This window comes from uncultured Winogradskyella sp., assembly GCF_947496485.1.
GTDB lineage: Bacteria > Bacteroidota > Bacteroidia > Flavobacteriales > Flavobacteriaceae > Winogradskyella.
On record NZ_CANMCZ010000003.1, the window covers coordinates 279,060 to 298,283 of the forward strand.

The 19,224-nt window shown below is 34.3% G+C and carries 13 protein-coding genes; 9 read left to right on the plus strand and 4 right to left on the minus strand.

Annotated features, from left to right (window positions below; translation table 11 throughout):
- Window positions 1-204: 204 nt before the first annotated feature.
- The 3 genes from Q0822_RS11615 to pflB all read right to left on the minus strand — a co-directional run bounded on the left by Q0822_RS11615 (window position 205) and on the right by pflB (window position 4,580).
- On the minus strand, window positions 205-1,479 hold the full coding sequence (locus Q0822_RS11615; protein ID WP_299123782.1) for an OFA family MFS transporter: 1,275 nt from the start codon (window positions 1,477-1,479) through the stop codon (window positions 205-207).
- A gap of 40 nt (window positions 1,480-1,519) precedes the next feature.
- Window positions 1,520-2,269: a pyruvate formate-lyase-activating protein gene (pflA, locus tag Q0822_RS11620; protein ID WP_366125108.1), complete on the minus strand. Its 750-nt coding sequence runs from the start codon at window positions 2,267-2,269 to the stop codon at window positions 1,520-1,522.
- Window positions 2,270-2,354: 85 nt separating this feature from the next.
- Entirely contained in the window at window positions 2,355-4,580 is a 2,226-nt protein-coding gene (gene pflB, locus Q0822_RS11625; RefSeq protein WP_299123785.1) for a formate C-acetyltransferase, read from the minus strand.
- A gap of 527 nt (window positions 4,581-5,107) precedes the next feature.
- On the opposite strand from pflB, the gene Q0822_RS11630 reads away from it, so the two are divergent.
- The 7 genes from Q0822_RS11630 (at window position 5,108) to Q0822_RS11660 (ending at window position 15,136) form a co-directional block, all read left to right on the plus strand.
- The gene (locus tag Q0822_RS11630; protein WP_299123788.1) at window positions 5,108-6,877 is read left to right on the plus strand and encodes a long-chain fatty acid--CoA ligase; all 1,770 of its coding nucleotides are present in this window, start codon (window positions 5,108-5,110) and stop codon (window positions 6,875-6,877) included.
- Between the two features lie 107 nt (window positions 6,878-6,984).
- Window positions 6,985-7,374, plus strand: a complete 390-nt coding sequence (locus tag Q0822_RS11635) for a hypothetical protein (protein WP_299123790.1) — start codon at window positions 6,985-6,987, stop codon at window positions 7,372-7,374.
- 141 nt (window positions 7,375-7,515) lie between these two features.
- Window positions 7,516-7,971, plus strand: a complete 456-nt coding sequence (locus tag Q0822_RS11640) for a MarR family transcriptional regulator (RefSeq protein ID WP_299123792.1) — start codon at window positions 7,516-7,518, stop codon at window positions 7,969-7,971.
- On the plus strand, window positions 7,971-10,379 hold the full coding sequence (locus tag Q0822_RS11645; RefSeq protein ID WP_299123793.1) for a 3-hydroxyacyl-CoA dehydrogenase/enoyl-CoA hydratase family protein: 2,409 nt from the start codon (window positions 7,971-7,973) through the stop codon (window positions 10,377-10,379). Before Q0822_RS11640 ends, Q0822_RS11645 begins: the two co-directional genes overlap by 1 nt.
- A gap of 4 nt (window positions 10,380-10,383) precedes the next feature.
- Window positions 10,384-11,577, plus strand: a complete 1,194-nt coding sequence (locus tag Q0822_RS11650) for an acetyl-CoA C-acyltransferase (protein ID WP_299123794.1) — start codon at window positions 10,384-10,386, stop codon at window positions 11,575-11,577.
- Between the two features lie 26 nt (window positions 11,578-11,603).
- Complete coding sequence (locus Q0822_RS11655; protein ID WP_299123796.1) at window positions 11,604-13,415, plus strand: acyl-CoA dehydrogenase family protein; 1,812 nt, start codon at window positions 11,604-11,606, stop codon at window positions 13,413-13,415.
- A gap of 104 nt (window positions 13,416-13,519) precedes the next feature.
- On the plus strand, window positions 13,520-15,136 hold the full coding sequence (locus Q0822_RS11660) for a nuclear transport factor 2 family protein (RefSeq protein ID WP_299123797.1): 1,617 nt from the start codon (window positions 13,520-13,522) through the stop codon (window positions 15,134-15,136).
- Window positions 15,137-15,165: 29 nt separating this feature from the next.
- Here the strand turns inward: Q0822_RS11660 and Q0822_RS11665 are convergent, their stop codons facing one another.
- A complete protein-coding gene (locus Q0822_RS11665) occupies window positions 15,166-16,503 on the minus strand; it encodes a M24 family metallopeptidase (protein ID WP_299123799.1) in 1,338 nt (445 codons plus the stop codon).
- A gap of 124 nt (window positions 16,504-16,627) precedes the next feature.
- On the opposite strand from Q0822_RS11665, the gene Q0822_RS11670 reads away from it, so the two are divergent.
- Complete coding sequence (locus Q0822_RS11670) at window positions 16,628-17,791, plus strand: DUF6265 family protein (protein WP_299123801.1); 1,164 nt, start codon at window positions 16,628-16,630, stop codon at window positions 17,789-17,791.
- Window positions 17,792-17,876: 85 nt separating this feature from the next.
- Complete coding sequence (locus tag Q0822_RS11675) at window positions 17,877-19,223, plus strand: M28 family metallopeptidase (protein WP_299123803.1); 1,347 nt, start codon at window positions 17,877-17,879, stop codon at window positions 19,221-19,223.
- Window position 19,224: the final 1 nt, after the last annotated feature.

Sequence of the window (19,224 nt, forward strand, 5' to 3'; positions counted from 1 at the left end):
TCGAACTTTATGCTTTTATGCTATTAGTATATGATTTGTTAGGGTTATTATATACACTTAGCCAATAAATAAAGGTGAAATTACATTACTAAAAAGGGGTTTTAAAGGTATTTAAGCCTCTTTTTTTTATAATTACTTTTAAAATCCAAAAAGGAAAAGCACTTTCAAGATTAAATAAAAGTGCTTTATATTGAAATTAAATACCTACTGCTGAACGGCCTCTATTCTTCCATCTGTTTTGGCTTCCATTTCTCTATAAGCTTTAGTTACTGTCCACTTCATCAATAAAGAGACGATAAATGCTATTACAAATAAACCTGCAAACACTTCTAAGGTCGTATCTAATGAGCCTGTTTCTTTTTTAACAATGTCGTAGATTGTTGGCCCAACAACTCCCGCTAATGCCCAAGCTGTCAATATCATTCCATGAATAGCTCCTAGTTGTTTTGTTCCGAATAAATCTCCTAAAAATGCTGGTAAGGTTGCAAAACCACCTCCATACATTGTTATTACAGTAAACAATACTATCAAGAATGTTAGTTCCATAGATATTTTTGGTAAGAAATAAAACGCCAATATTTGAAATGCGAAAAATACGATATAGGTATTCGCTCTTCCCAAATAATCTGAAAGACTAGACCATAAAATTCTACCCAATCCATTAAAAACACCTATTAAGCCAACGACAGCAGCTGCCTCCATTGGTGTATAACTCAATTTTTCTTGCATCATTGGACTAGCTGCTGATATAATGGCGATACCACATGCAATATTTATAAACATCATAATCCAAATGTAATAAAAGCGTGAGGTTTTTAAGGAAGCATTGGCATCAATATTAGAAATATCTGCTTTTATGGTTCTGCCCTCTCCTGATCTAAAACCGTCCGGTAAATAGCCTTCTGGTGGTCTTTCAATATATCTAGCAGAAGACAATATTAAAATCATGTAGATAACACCTAAAACATAGAATGTATTAGATACACCAACGGCATCAAATAACGATTGCATAATTGGGCCAAATATTAAGGCGGCAAAACCAAATCCCATAATAGCCATTCCTGTTGCTAAACCACGTTTGTCTGGAAACCACTTAACCAATGTACTTACAGGTGTAATATATCCAAGTCCTAAACCAATACCTCCAATTACACCATAACACAAATAAAACAATGTTAAGGATTCCAATTGTATTGCTAATCCCGAGCCTAAAATACCGACACCATAAAACAAGCCTGCTGCAGTACCACTTATTTTTGGTCCAACTTTTTCTACCCAACGACCTAAAAATGCTGCTGATAAACCTAAGAATAAAATTGCTATTTTAAATGCCCATTTTATAACACTACCATCCACATCAAAGACATCTTTTACAGGATTTGTCATTACAGAATATGCATACACAGATCCTATTGAAATATGTATTCCAACTGCAGAAGCAGCTATTAACCAACGGTTTTTTAGTTTTTGTGTTTGCATAATAAGGTTTATTATTTAAGCTTTGGTCTTAACAACCATTTTAATTAATCGTTACTTCTCTAAAGTAGTTTTTCAATATGTCTGATGCTGCCTGTAATTCTTGTTCAGTATTTTCGCGAGCGTCTTTGAGTTCATATTCCCAACCTAATACTTCCCATTTGTGAACACCTAATTTGTGATAAGGTTGAATTTCAATTTTTTCAACAGTTTTGTAGTCCTTAAAATGTTTTCCTAAAGCATGTAATATTTTTGGACTATCTGTAACTTCTGGAATTAAAACATAGCGCAACCACATTTTTTTTCCAGAGTTTTCTCTATGATTTGCTAAATTAAAAGCTATTTCTTTATTGGGCATTCCTGTTAGAGCCATATAACCTTCTTCTGTCATGTGTTTTATGTCTAACATGATTAAATCGGCATAATCATCCAGTAATTCTTTTGAAAAGTGATTTAATATTCTGCCATTAGTATCAATATTGGTATGTATTCCTTCTTCCTTTAATCTTTTAAAAAAAGGAATTAATGCTTTAGATTGTAATAAAGGCTCACCACCAGATACGGTAACACCTCCTTTTTTTCCAAAGTATGGTTTCATTTTAAGAGCCATTTGTACCAGTTCTTCTATATGATATTCTTTACCGCCTGAGGTACTAATAGAATCTGGATTATGGCAATACAGACATTTTAATTTACAACCTTGAAGAAATACAATGAATCGTATTCCTGGACCATCATGTGTTCCAAAAGATTCAATAGAATGAACTCTTAAAATGTTTTCGGTTGTTTTGATATGTCCAAGTTTTTAAAAAAAGCATCTAAAACAAATAAGGTTTTATATTTCTTTATTCAGATGCTTTTCAAGATATTAATACAAATTACATGGATTCATGAAAAGAACGTGTAATAACTTCTAATTGCTGTTCTTTCGTCAATCTAACAAAATTTACAGCGTAACCAGAGACACGAATAGTTAATTGCGGATATTCCTCTGGATGTTCCATAGCATCTAATAAGGTTTCCTTATTTAATACATTTACATTAACATGTTGCGCATTTCTTGAAAAATAACCATCTAAGATAGTTGCTAAATTTTCTATTTGATCCTCGTTTTTGGCACCTAATGATTTTGGTACAATTGAGAAGGTATTCGATATACCATCTTGAGAATCTTGATAATTAATTTTGGCTACCGAGTTTAATGATGCAATAGCACCTTGAGAATCACGTCCATGCATTGGGTTAGCTCCTGGTGCAAATGGTACACCTTTAGCTCTTCCATCTGGCGTTGCTCCTGTTTTTTTGCCGTAAGATACGTTTGATGTAATAGTTAAAACAGACATGGTTGGATTTGCATTTTTATAAACGGGTAACTGCTTTAATTCATTATTGAAATCGGCAACGACTTTAGCGGCAAGAGTATCTACTCTATCATCATCATTTCCATAGCAAGGGAAGTCCCCTTCAATCTTAAAATCAACGGTTAAACCATCTTCATCTCTAATTGGCTTTACTTTAGCATATTTAATAGCAGAAAGTGAATCTGCGACAATTGATAAACCTGCAATACCATAGGCAATATCAATACTCGGATTGGTATCAATTAACGCCATTTGTGCCTTTTCATAATAATACTTATCGTGCATATAGTGAATAATATTCATTGAATCATTATAAACACGCGCCACTTCTCTCATGGCTATTTTAAAGTTAGCCTTTACTTTATCAAAATCTAAATACTTGCAATCACAAGCTTCAATACCATCAACCATCTGTACACCTGTTTCTTCGCAACGTCCACCATTAATTGCCAATAATAGAGTTTTCGCTAAGTTGGTACGTGCACCAAAGAATTGGATAGACTTCCCTAACTCTTGATAAGACACACAACATGCAATTCCGTAGTCATCAGAACCTCTACTTTTTCTCATTAAAGCATCATTTTCAAACTGAATTGAAGAGGTGTCGATAGCTACTTTAGCACAGTAATCTTTAAAATTTTGTGGTAAATCTTCAGACCATAGTATAGTCATATTTGGTTCTGGTGATGGTCCTAAGTTGTATAATGTATTTAAGAAGCGGAATGAAGTTTTAGTCACTTTAGTTCTTCCGTCATCAAACATACCACCGATAGCTTCAGTTACCCAAGTTGGATCTCCAGCAAATATTTCATCATAAGCTCCCATTCTTAAATGACGTACCATTCGTAATTTCATAACGAATTGATCGATGTATTCTTGAGCTTCTTCTTCTGTAATTAAGCCTTCTTGTAAATCATTTTCTATATAAATATCTAAAAATGTAGAAACATTACCTAAAGACATAGCTGCACCATCTTGTTCTTTAACAGCTGCTAAATAAGCCATGTAAGTCCATTGCACAGCTTCTAGTGCATTTTGTGCCGGTCGTCTTAAATCTAAATTGTATTTGGCACCCAAAGCAATCATTTCTTTCAACGATTTTATTTGCTCTGAAACCTCTTCTCTTAAGCGAATAACAGCTTCAGTCATTGGCCCGGTAATGTTCTCTAAATCTTCTCGCTTAGATTCAATTAAAAAATTGATTCCATATAATGCAACACGACGATAGTCTCCTATGATCCTGCCTCTCGCATAATTATCTGGTAAGCCTGTTAAAAATCCTAAGGAGCGAAATTTCTTAATTTCAGTAGTATAAGCATCAAAAACACCATCGTTGTGTGTTTTAACGTATTTTGTAAATAAATTCGTTATAGCATCATTAGGTTTTACACCTTGTTCTGATAATGCCTTTTGAACCACCTTAAAACCTCCAAAAGGCTTCATAGTTCTTTTTAATAGCTCATCAGTTTGTAAACCAACAATGACTTCGTGGTTTTTATCAATATAACCAGCGTCAAAAGCGCTAACTGTAGAAATAGTTTCTGTATCTACACAACGTACACCATTGTTTTGTCTTTCTTCTGTAGTAGCTGCTTTACAAATGTCCCATAATTTTTGGGTTTTGGCACTTGGGCCAACTAAAAACTGGTCCGTTCCATGGTAAGGAGTAATGTTTTTTACAACAAAATCTCTCACATTAACTTTTTTAGTCCAAGTTCCGTTTCTAAATTGCTTTACTTCCATGATTTATTCTATTAATATTTTGTGAAATCTTATATATATATTGAATATTCAAAGGTAGTTACAGCGGTCAACTAGAAATATGATATTTATCATCAAATGCTTTTAAACAAAGGTTTTATAGCGTTTTCGATTCACGAAAACGTTTGAAAAATCATGCTTTAAAAATAAAAAAACAGAGTTTTAACTAATTAACAAAACAATCACTAAAAGTTTCTCTTTTTTCTTTTATTATTGACAGAAAAAAGAACAAAACATTTATATTTTCGTAATTATTTAAAAAAATGAGTTTTTTTAACCCCTCGAGAATTCCTTTAAAATTTAGATATTTTTAATTACGATGAAACTTTAGTGTTGCACTCTTGTAAAAAGAGAAGTTGTAGCCAAACAAATGAGGATTTAGTGAAGAGCCTCTTTTATAATCATCTGATTATGAATAGTTGTTGCTACCAATATTGCTATTCATTAGGATTAATCTCTTTTATTTTCATATTTTCGTAATATTCTGGATTAATTATTGCTGATTTAATATGACAAAGATAACTCGCCTCTTTGATTTTCCTTATTATCAATTAGAGCATAAACCAAGTGATTCTGCTTTAGTCACAAAATATGATGGTATATGGACACCTATATCAACTAAAGAATATATAGACAAGGCTAACGCAATAAGTAGAGCTTTATTAAGGCTTGGCATCAATAAAAATGATAAAATTGCAGTAATTTCTACTACTAATAGAACCGAATGGAATATCATGGACATTGGTATTTTGCAAACTGGTGCTCAAAATATTCCTATTTATCCAACAATTTGTGCTGAAGATTATGAATATGTTTTAAATCATAGTGAATCGATCTATTGTTTCGTTTCTGATGAAGAAGTTTTAGAAAAAGTCAGAAAGGTTCAAGCCAATACAATGATTAAAGAGGTATACTCATTTAATCATATTGAAGGTTGTAAACATTATTCTGAATTATTTGAGCTTGGAAAAGATGAAAGCAATCAATCAGAAGTTGAAGCTCGAAAAGATGAAGTAAAACCATCTGATTTAGCAACCATTATTTATACATCTGGTACCACAGGAAAACCAAAAGGTGTGATGCTTTCTCATTGGAATATTACGAGCAATGCTTTAGACAGTTCTCCAAGAGTACCATTAAAAGAGGGTGAAAATAGAGTGTTGAGCTTCTTGCCTATTTGCCACATTTTTGAACGTGTCTTAATTTATGTATATCAATATGCAGGTACTTCAATTTATTTTGCAGAAGGCATTGATAAAATTGGTGAAAATGCAAAAGAAATAAAACCTAATCTTATGAGTGTTGTTCCTCGTTTACTTGAAAAAGTTTTCGACAAAATAATGCTTAAAGGCGAAGAATTAACTGGAATAAAAAAAGGTCTATTCTTTTGGGCTGTAAGATTAGGAGAACGTTGGGAACCGTATGGCGCAAATGGTGCTTGGTATGAGTTTCAGCTAAAAATAGCAAACAAACTAATTTTCAGTAAATGGCGTGAAGCATTAGGAGGAGAATTAGGAACAATGGTTTCGGGCAGTGCTGCATTACAACCTAGGCTAGCTAGAGTTTTTGGAGCAGCAAACATGAGAGTAATGGAAGGTTATGGACTTACTGAGACATCACCTGTAGTTTCAGTAGGCTTGTATAAAAACAAAATGTATAAAGTAGGGACAGTAGGCAAAACCATTGACAATGTAGAAGTGAAAGTAGCTGAGGATGGTGAACTCTTGATCAAAGGTCCAAACGTAATGCAAGGTTATTATAAAGATCCTGAAAAAACAGCTAGTGTAATGACAGGTGAATATTTCCATACAGGAGATAAAGGTGAAATAGATGCCGATGGTTTCTTAAAGATTACAGGTCGCAAAAAAGAGATGTTTAAAACCTCTGGAGGAAAATATGTGATTCCACCACTTTTAGAAAACGATATGAAACAGTCGCTTTTCATAGAACAGATTATGGTCGTAGGAGAAGGAGAAAAAATGCCAGCGGCATTAATTCAGCCTAATTTTGATTTCATTCGCGATTGGATTGACCATAAGCAAAATGGAGTTGGCAAATCAGATGCTGAAATTGCCAATTCAGAAATTGTGATTAATCGTATTCAGAAAGAAATTGATAAATACAACAAAAACTTTGGTAAATGGGAACAAATCAAACGTTTTGAACTCACGCCAGATATATGGTCTATTGATGCTGGACACCTTACACCTACCATGAAAATGAAACGTGCTATTATAAAAGATATTTATCAAAATCTTTATGATAAGATATATTCTTAAGCAAAACTTAAAAGATTAACCCTAAATTTTAACCATTAATCGTTGGTAATAAACGTTTTATACTATTTTTTTTATTTTAGGTAGTCCTAACCGCTAAATCCTAAAAAATGAAAACCAAAACATTTATCATCGCTGGCATTTGTGGCGGTATAGCTAATTGGCTTCTAGCTAGGCTAAGCTATGGTATTATTTTAGAAGATTACTTTCCACAACCCACTACAAACACGCGCTCGTTAACCTATATCTTTTTAGGTTGTTTATCTTTAGGATTCTTTTTGTCATATTTTTTTAATCGTTGGGCACAAATATCTACAATTTCTACAGGGGCTAAAGCCGGAGCATTTTTCGGTCTGTTCTTAGCATTATTTTATGGTTTTATCAAATTGGCAATGGAAAATTCTATGACCACTGAGTTATTTACACTAGATATTGCTGTATCGATTGGAATAACATCAATTACTGGTGCTCTTGTCGGATATATTAACGGTAAAGTGTAATAATGGTAAAAAAAGTACCTGAATTAAATACTTCTCAAAATTATTACCTCTAATCATTGAAGTAATATCAAATTAATAATTTGATATTTTATTATGCATGCATAGTATTTTTTTACTATCTTTGGGTTCCAATATGGTTTCATGAAAGACAAAACAATAGATTATATACTGAGAACCACATGGTTAGCCGTTAACAAAATGTATAACGAAGAAGCTGCGAAGTTTGATTCGACTATGGCAACTGGTTTTGCATTATTAAGCATAGATCCAGAAAACGGAACTCCTTCTACTTCGTTAGGTCCAAAAATGGGAATGGAAGCCACAAGTCTTTCTAGAACTCTCAAAACTATGGAATCTAAAGGACTAATTGTACGTAAACCAAATCCTGAAGACGGGAGAGGTGTTTTAATTTTTTTGACAGAATTTGGCAGAGAAAAAAGAAATTACTCAAAAGAAAGAGTACTAACATTCAATGAAGCTGTAAAAGCTAATGTTTCGCCTGAAGAACTGGCTAGCTTTCAAAAAGTAGCAGAGGTCATCAATAACATGATTTCTAATAAAAAGATATACAATAAAAAAGAACACATTTTAAAATAATGAGCAAACGTAGAATTAAAAAAATAGCAATCATTGGTTCCGGAATTATGGGATCGGGAATTGCTTGTCATTTCGCAAATATTGGTGTAGATGTGCTTTTGTTAGACATCGTTCCTAGAGAACTAAATGACAAGGAAAAAGCTAAAGGTCTTACCTTAGAAGATAAAGTAGTTAGAAATCGCTTAGTAAATGATGCTTTAACAGCTTCATTGAAGTCTAAGCCATCACCTATCTATCATCAATCATTTAAAAACAGAATTACAACAGGTAATTTAGAAGATGATATTGCCAAAGTAGCTGATGTCGATTGGATTATGGAAGTTGTAGTTGAAAGATTGGATATCAAACAACAAGTTTTTGAAAAACTCGAAAAGTATAGAACTCCTGGCACTTTAATTACTTCTAATACGTCAGGTATTCCTATTAAATTTATGAGTGAAGGTCGTTCTGAGGATTTCCAGAAGCATTTCTGCGGAACACACTTTTTTAATCCTGCTCGTTACCTAAAATTATTTGAAATTATTCCTGGACCAAAAACGGATGCTTCAGTATTAGAATTCCTTAACGGATATGGTGAACAGTTCTTAGGTAAAACCTCGGTAATTGCTAAAGACACTCCAGCATTTATTGGAAATCGTATTGGTATTTTTAGTATTCAAAGTTTATTTCATGCTGTTAAGGATTTAGATTTAACTATTGAGGAAGTAGATAAACTATCTGGGCCAGTAATTGGTCGACCAAAGTCAGCTACTTTTAGGACTGTTGATGTTGTTGGTTTAGACACTTTAGTACATGTTGCCAACGGTATTTACGACAACTGTAAAAATGATGAGCGTTTAGAGCTTTTCAAACTTCCAGATTTCATCAATACTATGATGGAAAACAAATGGTTAGGAAGTAAGACTGGTCAAGGATTTTACAAGAAAACAGTTTCAGCAGAAGGCAAAAAAGAAATATTAAGTTTAGATTTAAATACTTTAGAATACCGTTCGGCTAAAAAAGCAAAATTTGCCACTTTAGAATTAACAAAAACGATTGATAAGGTAGCAGACCGTTTTAAAGTATTAATAAAAGGAAAAGATAAAGCAGGAGAATTCTACAGAAAGAGTTTCTCTGCATTATTTGCATATGTTTCAAATCGTATTCCTGAAATCACTGATGAACTTTATAAGATAGACGATGCTATGAAAGCTGGATTCGGATGGGAACATGGCCCTTTCCAAATTTGGGATGCTATTGGTGTAGAAAAAGGTATCGAAATGATGCAAGCCGAAGGTTTTAAACCGGCAGATTGGGTTGCAGATATGATAGAATCTGGTAGTGATAGCTTTTATTCTATTAAAGATGGTGCAACATACTTCTACGACATTCCTAAGAAAGAACAAGAAAAAGTTCCTGGACAAGACAGCTTCATCATCTTAGATAATATTAGAAAAACAACTGAAGTTTTTAAAAATTCAGGTGTTTCTATTCAAGATTTAGGTGATGGAATTCTTAATGTAGAATTTCAATCTAAAATGAATACGATTGGTGGTGATGTCTTAGCGGGAATTAATAAGGGTATTGATTTAGCCGAAAAAGATTTTGCTGGATTAATCGTAGGAAACCAAGGTCCAAACTTCTCGGTTGGTGCAAACATAGGGATGATCTTTATGATGGCGGCTGAGCAAGAATATGATGAACTTAATGCAGCAATCAAATACTTCCAAGATACGATGATGCGTATGCGTTATTCTTCAATACCAACAATTTCTGCACCTCATGGTATGGCACTTGGTGGCGGTTGTGAGATTTCCTTACATGCCGATAAAGTTGTAGCCGCAGCAGAAACTTACATGGGACTTGTAGAGTTTGGTGTAGGTGTGATTCCTGGTGGTGGAGGCTCTAAAGAAATGGCTTTAAGAGCATCGGATACTTTTAGAAAAGGAGATGTTCAATTAAATACACTTCAAGAATACTTCTTAACTATAGGTATGGCTAAAGTATCAACATCTGCTTACGAAGCATTTGACTTAGGCTTAATGCAACAAGGAAAAGATGTTGTAGTCGTTAATAAAGACCGTCAAATAGCAACAGCAAAAGCACATGCGAAACTAATGGCAGATTCAGGCTATACACAACCTGTAAAACGAAATGATGTTTTAGTGTTAGGAAAACAAGCACTAAGTATGTTTATGGTTGGAACAGATTCTATGGAAGCATCTAACTACATAAGTGAGCATGACCGCAAAATTGCAAATAAATTAGGTTACGTAATGGCTGGTGGTGACTTATCAGAACCTACGAAAGTTAGTGAGCAATACTTATTAGATATTGAGCGTGAAGCCTTTTTATCACTTTGTACAGAGCGTAAAACTTTGGAAAGAATTCAACATATGTTAACCAAAGGAAAACCTTTAAGAAACTAAGACAATGAAAACAGCATATATAGTAAAAGCATACAGAACCGCAGTTGGTAAAGCACCTAAAGGCGTGTTCCGTTTTAAAAGAACAGATGAATTGGCAGCAGAAACCATCAAATACATGATGAAGGAATTGCCAAATTTAGACCCTAAACGTATTGATGATGTTATTGTTGGTAACGCAATGCCAGAAGGCTCACAAGGACTCAATATGGCGCGTTTAATCTCTTTAATGGGATTAGAAGTTATTGATGTTCCAGGTGTAACTGTTAACCGTTTTTGCTCTTCGGGAGTAGAAACTATTGGTATGGCAACAGCAAAAATCCAAGCTGGTATGGCAGATTGTATCATTGCTGGTGGTGCAGAAAGTATGAGTAGTGTACCAATGACAGGTTTTAAACCTGAATTAAATTACGACGCTATCGTAAAATCTGGTCATGAAGACTATTACTGGGGAATGGGAAATACCGCAGAAGCAGTAGCACAACAATTTAATGTATCTCGTGAAGATCAAGATGAGTTTGCATACAATTCTCATATGAAAGCATTAAAAGCACAAGCAGAAAATCGCTTTCAAGACCAAATAGTTCCTATCGAAGTTGAGCAAACATACATCGATGCAAACGGAAAAAAAGCAACTAAATCGTATACCGTAACTAAAGACGAAGGCCCTAGAAAAGGAACTAGCAAAGAAGCTTTAGCTAAACTAAGAGCAGTATTTGCAGCTGGTGGAAGCGTAACAGCAGGTAATTCATCACAAATGAGTGATGGTGCTGCATTTGTTATGGTAATGAGTGAAGACATGGTTAAAGAGTTAAATCTTGAGCCTGTGGCCAGAATGGTAAACTATGCAGCAGCAGGTGTTGAACCGCGTATTATGGGTATTGGACCAGTTAAGGCGATTCCGAAAGCATTAAAGCAAGCAGGCTTAAAACAAGATGATTTATCTTTAATAGAGTTAAATGAAGCCTTTGCATCGCAATCATTAGCGGTAATTAGAGAGCTAGACTTAAATCCAGATATCATTAACGTAAATGGTGGTGCAATTGCTTTGGGTCATCCATTAGGGTGTACTGGTGCAAAACTATCCGTACAATTATTTGATGAAATGCGTAAGCAAAACATGCAAGGTAAATATGGTGCAGTAACCATGTGTGTTGGTACTGGCCAAGGCGCATGTGGAATATTTGAATTTTTAAATTAGAAAAAGAACATTAAGATTATATAGTTATGGAAGCAACTCAAGAAAAAGAATTATTAAGAGGTGGACAATTCCTTGTAAAGGAAACAAACTGTGAAGATATATTTACTCCTGAAGATTTTTCAGAAGAACAAAATATGATGAAAGATGCGGTTATGGAATTTAATGACCGTGAAATCATCCCACATAAACCTCGTTTTGAAGCAAAAGATTATGCTTTAACTGAAGACGTAATGCGTAAAGCTGGTGAATTAGGATTTTTAGGTGTTGCGGTTCCTGAAGCGTATGGTGGGTTAGGAATGGGATTTGTTTCAACATGTTTAACTTGTGACTATATTTCATCAGGTACTGGTTCTTTCAGTACAGCATTTGGTGCGCATACTGGTATTGGTACAATGCCAATTACACTTTATGGTACAGAAGCCCAAAAACAAAAATATGTACCGAAACTAGCCACTGGCGAATGGTTTGGCGCCTACTGTCTAACAGAACCAGGCGCAGGCTCTGATGCAAATTCTGGAAAAACAACTGCTGAGCTTTCTGCAGACGGAAAATCGTACAAAATCAACGGACAGAAAATGTGGATTTCTAACGCAGGTTTCTGTAGTCTGATGATTGTTTTTGCACGTATAGAAGATGATAAAAATATTACTGGATTCATTGTTGAATATGATTCAGAAAATCCAAATGGTATTACACTTGGAGAAGAAGAGCATAAATTAGGTATTCGTGCGAGTTCTACACGTCAGGTCTTTTTTAACGATACTGTTATTCCTGTAGAAAACATGTTAGCTGGTCGTGGCGAAGGTTTTAAAATTGCGATGAACGCACTTAACGTTGGTCGTATTAAATTAGCTGCTGCTTGTTTAGATTCTCAAAGAAGAATCATTACAACAGGTGTTCAATACGCAAATGAACGTAAACAATTTAAAACACCTATTGCCGATTTTGGTGCTATAAAAACCAAGATTGCCGAAATGGCGACAAGCGCATATGCTGGGGAATCTGCTACATATAGAGCTGCAAAGAATATTGAAGACAGAATTGCTATTCGTGAAGCTGATGGAAACACACATCAAGAAGCTGAACTTAAAGGTGTTGAAGAATATGCTATTGAATGTTCAATCTTAAAAGTTGCCGTTTCAGAAGATGTTCAGAATTGTGCAGACGAAGGTATCCAAATCTTTGGTGGTATGGGATTCTCTGAAGAAACACCAATGGAAGCTGCCTGGAGAGATGCGCGTATTGCACGTATCTATGAAGGAACCAACGAAATTAATAGAATGTTGTCTGTCGGTATGTTAGTTAAGAAAGCTATGAAAGGGCACGTCGATTTGTTAGGCCCTGCACAAGCTGTACAGCAAGAGTTAATGGGAATTCCATCTTTTGAAACACCAGATTATTCTGAGTTGTTTTCAGAAGAAAAAGCAATGATTGCAAAACTTAAGAAAGTATTCTTAATGGTTGCAGGTGCTGCAGTTCAAAAGTTTGGACCAGAAATGGAACAACACCAACAGTTATTAATTGCTGCTGCAGATATCTTAATTGAAATCTACATGGCTGAATCAGCTATTTTAAGAACTGAGAAAAATGCGAAGCGTTTTAGCGAAAAAGAGCAATCTGCTCAAATCGCTATGTCTAAATTATATTTATACAATGCAGTAAGTATAGTTGAAGGAAAAGGAAAAGAAAGTATTATTTCTTTTGCAGAAGGTGACGAGCAACGTATGATGCTTATGGGACTTAAGCGTTATACCAAATACACAAATTATCCAGATATCGTTGACTTACGTAACGAAATTGCAGAAAAAGTAAAAGCAGAAAATAAGTACTGTTTTTAATTTAAGTTTAAGTTTGAAAATGAAAAGCCAATTCTACCGACTACCATCGGAATTGAATTGGCTTTTTTTATTTTACTATATTTATGTTGCTATAAAATCAAATTATGAAAATCTTAAAATTCATTTCCTTCTGTCTTTATTCTTCCTTTATATTATCTCAATCCAATACAGAGGTTTTCCTGTTTGATTTAGAAACAAACAACTCAAAGATTGAAGTCAAAAATGGAAAGAACATTTCCAATAACGAAGGCTATGACAATCAACCTTCTTTTTTAGATGACCGCTATGTCGTTTTTGCTTCTACCCGAAATGGTCAAACTGATATTGCCAAATACGACAAACGATATAACGGTAAAATATGGGTAAATTTTACTGATGGTGGTGAATATACACCACTTAAAATTCCGAATAAAAATGCTGTTTCTGCTGTAAGATTGGATAAAGATGGTAAACAACGTCTATACAGTTATAACTTAAGTAATGGAGAGTCTACAGAACTTATTAATGATTTAGTGGTTGCCTATTATACATGGTATGATGAACATATATTAGTTTCAGCCGTTATTGAAGATCAAGACCTCAACCTTTTTACAACTAATCTTCAAGAAGGAACAAACAGAAAATATGCTACTAAAGTTGGGCGTTCGTTTCATAAAATCCCAAATTCTAACTTAGTGAGCTATATCTCTAAAGAAAATGAAAGCCAATGGCAAATAAAATCATTAAACCCATTAACTGGAGAAACAAACGTTATTGCTAATACAATGCAAGAAGTTGAAGATATATGTTGGTTAGATGGTAAAACGATACTTTCAGGAAAAGACAACATTCTATATAAATTAAGATTGCAACGCGATAATGATTGGAAACAAGTAGCAGATTTGTCAACCAATGGAATCACAAAAATTACACGCCTTGCAGTAAACACATCAGCAACTAAATTACTGATTGCTGGAGATATTGGTACTGAAACCGCTTCTACGGAAACTACCAATGAAACTGCTGAAGAAAACACAAATACTGACACCAATACTGAAACATCAACGACAACAAAAACAAATGCAGGAGCTATAGTACAAAAACACATAAAACCCTATAATGATGGTAATTTGGATGAATTTGCGAATGCCTTTTCAGAGAATGTTGTGGTAAAACGATTTCCTAATACAACTATCTCTACTGGAAGAGAACAAATGAAACAAGGTTATACTACGTTTTTCAAAAACAATAAAAATTTAAGTGTTCTGGTAAATAAAAGAATGGTATTAAATGATATGGTTGTTGATGAGGAATTGGCAACGGTTAATAACAACACTATAAGACAAGCTACAATCTATAAGACTAGTGATAAAGGTATAGAAACCATGACTTTTATTGGTAATCAGCAATGTGATACTAATCCAGAATTAATTGTAAATAGTCAACTCAATGCCTACAACTCTAAAAATATGGATGCTTTTATGGCTACTTATACTCAAGATGTAAAGTTGTACAACTATCCTAACGCGCTATCAACTTCTGGACAAGAAGAAATGCGTAAAGGCTACGCCAGCTGGTTTGAACAAGCCAAAGGTCTTAATGCGAAAGTGATTAATAGAATTGTCATTGGAAATAAAGTCATTGACAAAGAAGAAGTAAAAGCCAATGGACAAACATTTTATGCCATTGCTATTTATGAAGTTGAAAATGGGTTAATTAGTAAAGTGACTTTTATACAATAGTGCCGCTTTCAATTAATTAAAACTTTATATCAATTAGAAGAAATCAAAATCAATTCTTCCTGAGGTGCAATTAAATATTCAGCACCATCTTCTTTAACCACAGCCATCTCCTCTACCGAGATTGTCTTTGTGCCCCCATCAGCTAATTTCCATGCATGAAAACCATCAAAGGCAAAAGTCATACCTTCTTTAATTATTTTTTCTGAAGCTGGTCTTACATGAGATGCTTGGGAACCACCAAGATTTGGGCCGACATCGTGCGCCACATAACCTACCGGATGTCCTGTACTCCACATCACATAATCAGAACCTGCTTTTTCCATCAGTACACGTTGTGCTCTATCGACATCAACACCTTTTGCTCCTGGTTTCATAGCAGCTAAAGCTGCTCTATTGCCTGCTTTACCGCTTTCCCAATAATGTGAAATATCGTCTGGTGCCTCAGTCTCTCCTTCTTTTAAAACATAAGCAAAACGCTGAATATCACTCACCCAACGATCATAGACTTTAATACCGAAATCAATTTGAATGACATCTCCAGGCATAATCACTTTATCTGTAGCGTGAGAATGTCCGCGGTCTGCACCAGAATTGACATTAGGATTTTGATCAGGCGCCCAACCATCTGTCACTCCATATTCTGCCATCTTCTGTTTCAAAAACTTTGCAATGTCTGCATCTGAAGATTTTCCAGGGATAACGTGCTTATAAACCTCAATTTGCCAATCAGCTGTTAATTGTGCTGCTTTTCTTAAAATATCAACTTCTTCTGGTAATTTAATGGATAACCATTCATAAACCAGCTCAGTTGATGATACCAGTCTTCCATGATTATCACCTAATAATTCATTTAAGTTTTGTCTTTGAGTGTATGTTAAGCCATCAGCCATAGCATTGCTTTTAGAAGAATTAACAGCAATCGTTTTAAATCTTTTGTCTTTTATAAAGTCGACCGCCTTGACCACAGCAGATGTTCCGCGTTCAACACTAACAACTTCATCATGTATATTTAAATCATCCAAGGCAGTGGCTTCACCTGATGGTGAAAACACTTTAGAATGGAATCCTTCTTCATCATTATAAAATAAAAAAGCTGCTGTACCTCCTGCATTCTCACCACCAATATGATCTGCAATTGGGTCGTTATTATTCTCTCGACAAATAACTAGCCAACAATCTACTTGCGCAGATTCAAGTGCTTTTGGTAAAAGTTGATTAATACGTTTTTTTCTAATCTCTGGCCATGGGCTTTCTCCCCAATACTCAGCTGAAATTATAGTGACTTCGGTCTGTTCAGTTTTATTAGTTTCAGCACAGCTAAGAAAAAAGGTTAGCATCAGGATTAAAAATCGGTAGTAATTGTTCATATTTAAACTTTATGTATCTTGACGAAAGATACTAATTATAGAAAAATAGATTAATAAAAATTATCCGATTTTTTGTATGTTTCTATCGGTTTAATAAAATCTAAACTATTTAAAAGCTAAGACCATGAAGAATTTTATTTTAACCATACTCACATTTATCGCTTCTTCAGTTAGCATTTGTTGTATTGCGCAAACTAGAAGCTTAGAACCAAAACTAGAAAACATTGCATGGATTGCTGGTACATGGCATGGTGAAGCTTTTGGTGGGCATGCAGAAGAAATTTGGAGTGAACCTTCGAATGGTTCAATGATGGCATCATTTAAATTTTCTAACAATGATAGAGTCTCATTCTATGAAATAGAAGTCATAAGAGAGGTTGAGAACACTTTAATCCTTCAATTAAAACATTTTAGATCCGATTTAAAAGGTTGGGAAAATAAAGATCAAACTATTGATTTTCCTTTAATAGAAATTACGGAAAATAAAGTTGTTTTTGAAGGTATGACTTTTGAAAAAATAAGTGATACAGAAATGAATGTTTATGTAGATATAGAAAATGATAAAGGAAAGATTGAAACAGTAAAATTTACTTACAGAAAAAAATTAGATAAAAAGAAAATCATCAAACAACTCATTAAGGTTCAATATACTGAAATTGCTCCTACTTTAGATGGTATGGCAAATGAAGCCATATGGCAAAATGCACAATGGCAACCCTTAGATCAATTATGGTTAGGCGAACAGCCAGCAGAAGATGATTTTAAAGGTAAGTACAAATTAACATGGACAGAAGAAGCTTTGTATTTGTTAGCAGAAATACAAGACGATAAACTAATTGATATTTACCAAGATCCGCTTACAACATGGTGGGATGATGATTGTTTAGAAGTTTTTATTGATGAAGATAATAGTGGTGGTGAACATCAATATAATCATAACGCCTTCGCTTATCATATTGCACTAGACGGAAATGTAGTTGATATGTCCACAAAAAAAGAAGGAAAACTTTATAACTCTCATGTAGCATCTAAGGTGGTTACTAAAGGTAATACATCTATTTGGGAAGTTAAAATTTCACTCTTTAATGATGCTTATGATGATAATGGAAATAATACACCTCTAAAACTTTATGTAAATAGAAATGTAGGCTTTGCCCTTGCCTATTGTGATAATGATAATAGCAAAACCAGAGAAAATTTTATGGGCTCAGTAGAAGTTCAAGGAAATGATAAAAATAGAGGTTGGATAGATGCTGGTATTTTTGGCACACTTTTATTAATTAAATAATTTCAGTCCTTACAGGTATTAACATATTTTTAAAATATTCTTTTTAACAATAGCTTATTTTTAGACTTACTTAAACCATCTATAAATGAAATATTCAATTTTCTTATTTTCAATACTTTTTTCAATTTCAATTGCGGCTCAAACAGACTCTAAAATCTATGATATTATAGATGCTGTTTCAGAAGAACGCTTAAGAAATGATGTAAAATCCTTAGCCGATTTCGGCACGCGTCACACCTTAAGCGATACCATTTCAGAAACCAGAGGCATTGGTGCTGCACGCCGTTGGATTAAATCTCAATTTGATAATATATCTAAAGATTGCGGTGATTGCTTAGAGGTTTTTTTTCAAAAAGATTTAGTTGAAAAAGGAACAAATCAGCGCATTGTAAAAGATGTTATGGTAGTCAATGTCGTGGCTATTCAGCGTGGCACAAAATATCCTAATCGTTATATAATAATGAGTGGAGATATAGATTCTAGAGTATCAGATCCAACAGATTTCACATCAGATTCTCCAGGTGCTAACGATAATGCAACGGGTATGGCTGGCGCTATTGAAGCTGCTAGAGTTCTATCTAAATATAAATTTGAAAGCAGTATAGTCTATTTAGGTTTGTCTGGTGAAGAACAAGGGCTATTTGGAGGACAAGGCATGGCAAAATATGCCCAAGATAATAATTGGGATATAATAGGAGTCTTAAATAATGATATGATTGGTAATATTTCTGGAGTTGACGGAATTGTTGATAACCGAACATTCCGTATTTTTTCTGAACCAACTACCACTGGAGAAAAAGATGCAGAAAAATTAAAAAGACAAGCCAGAGCGCGTCGTTTTTATGGTGGCGAAGTAGATGGTATATCACGCCAGTTAGCACGTTATGTACACAAAACAACAGACACTTACATGCCAGAAATGAATCCTATGATGGTTTATCGCTTAGATCGTTTTGGTCGAGGTGGTCATCACAGACCATTTAACGATGTGGGTTTTGCTGGGATAAGAATTATGGAAGCTCACGAAAACTATACGCAGCAACATCAAGATATTAGAACAGAAAATGGTATTGATTACGGAGATACTTTTGAGCATGTTGACTTTCCTTATTGTAAAAAATTAACAGCTGTTAATGCAATTACAATGGCTAGCCTCGCTTCTGCTCCACCTTCTCCAAATGAAGTTGGCATTGGTGGTATCGTTGAAGCTTCAGCTAAATTACAATGGAGTAAAGTTGAGGGAGCAAAAGGCTATAAAATTTATTGGAGAGACACCACATCACCAACTTGGGATTATAGCCGCTATGTCGGAGATGTTTCTGAATTCACTTTAGATGGTATTGTTATTGATAACTTCTTTTTCGGAGTCGCTGCTGTAGGCGAAAATCATCATGAAAGTATGGTTGTTTTTCCGAATAAAATAATCCGATAAT

Bases quoted from the DNA above. Each gene is read 5' to 3' on its own strand.
- Q0822_RS11615 (WP_299123782.1), bottom strand. From the start codon at position 1,479: ATGCAAACACAAAAACTAAAAAACCGTTGGTTAATAGCTGCTTCTGCA.
- pflB (WP_299123785.1), bottom strand. From the start codon at position 4,580: ATGGAAGTAAAGCAATTTAGAAACGGAACTTGGACTAAAAAAGTTAAT.
- Q0822_RS11630 (WP_299123788.1), top strand. From the start codon at position 5,108: ATGACAAAGATAACTCGCCTCTTTGATTTTCCTTATTATCAATTAGAG.
- Q0822_RS11635 (WP_299123790.1), top strand. From the start codon at position 6,985: ATGAAAACCAAAACATTTATCATCGCTGGCATTTGTGGCGGTATAGCT.
- Q0822_RS11640 (WP_299123792.1), top strand. From the start codon at position 7,516: ATGAAAGACAAAACAATAGATTATATACTGAGAACCACATGGTTAGCC.
- Q0822_RS11645 (WP_299123793.1), top strand. From the start codon at position 7,971: ATGAGCAAACGTAGAATTAAAAAAATAGCAATCATTGGTTCCGGAATT.
- Q0822_RS11650 (WP_299123794.1), top strand. From the start codon at position 10,384: ATGAAAACAGCATATATAGTAAAAGCATACAGAACCGCAGTTGGTAAA.
- Q0822_RS11655 (WP_299123796.1), top strand. From the start codon at position 11,604: ATGGAAGCAACTCAAGAAAAAGAATTATTAAGAGGTGGACAATTCCTT.
- Q0822_RS11660 (WP_299123797.1), top strand. From the start codon at position 13,520: ATGAAAATCTTAAAATTCATTTCCTTCTGTCTTTATTCTTCCTTTATA.
- Q0822_RS11665 (WP_299123799.1), bottom strand. From the start codon at position 16,503: ATGAACAATTACTACCGATTTTTAATCCTGATGCTAACCTTTTTTCTT.
- Q0822_RS11670 (WP_299123801.1), top strand. From the start codon at position 16,628: ATGAAGAATTTTATTTTAACCATACTCACATTTATCGCTTCTTCAGTT.
- Q0822_RS11675 (WP_299123803.1), top strand. From the start codon at position 17,877: ATGAAATATTCAATTTTCTTATTTTCAATACTTTTTTCAATTTCAATT.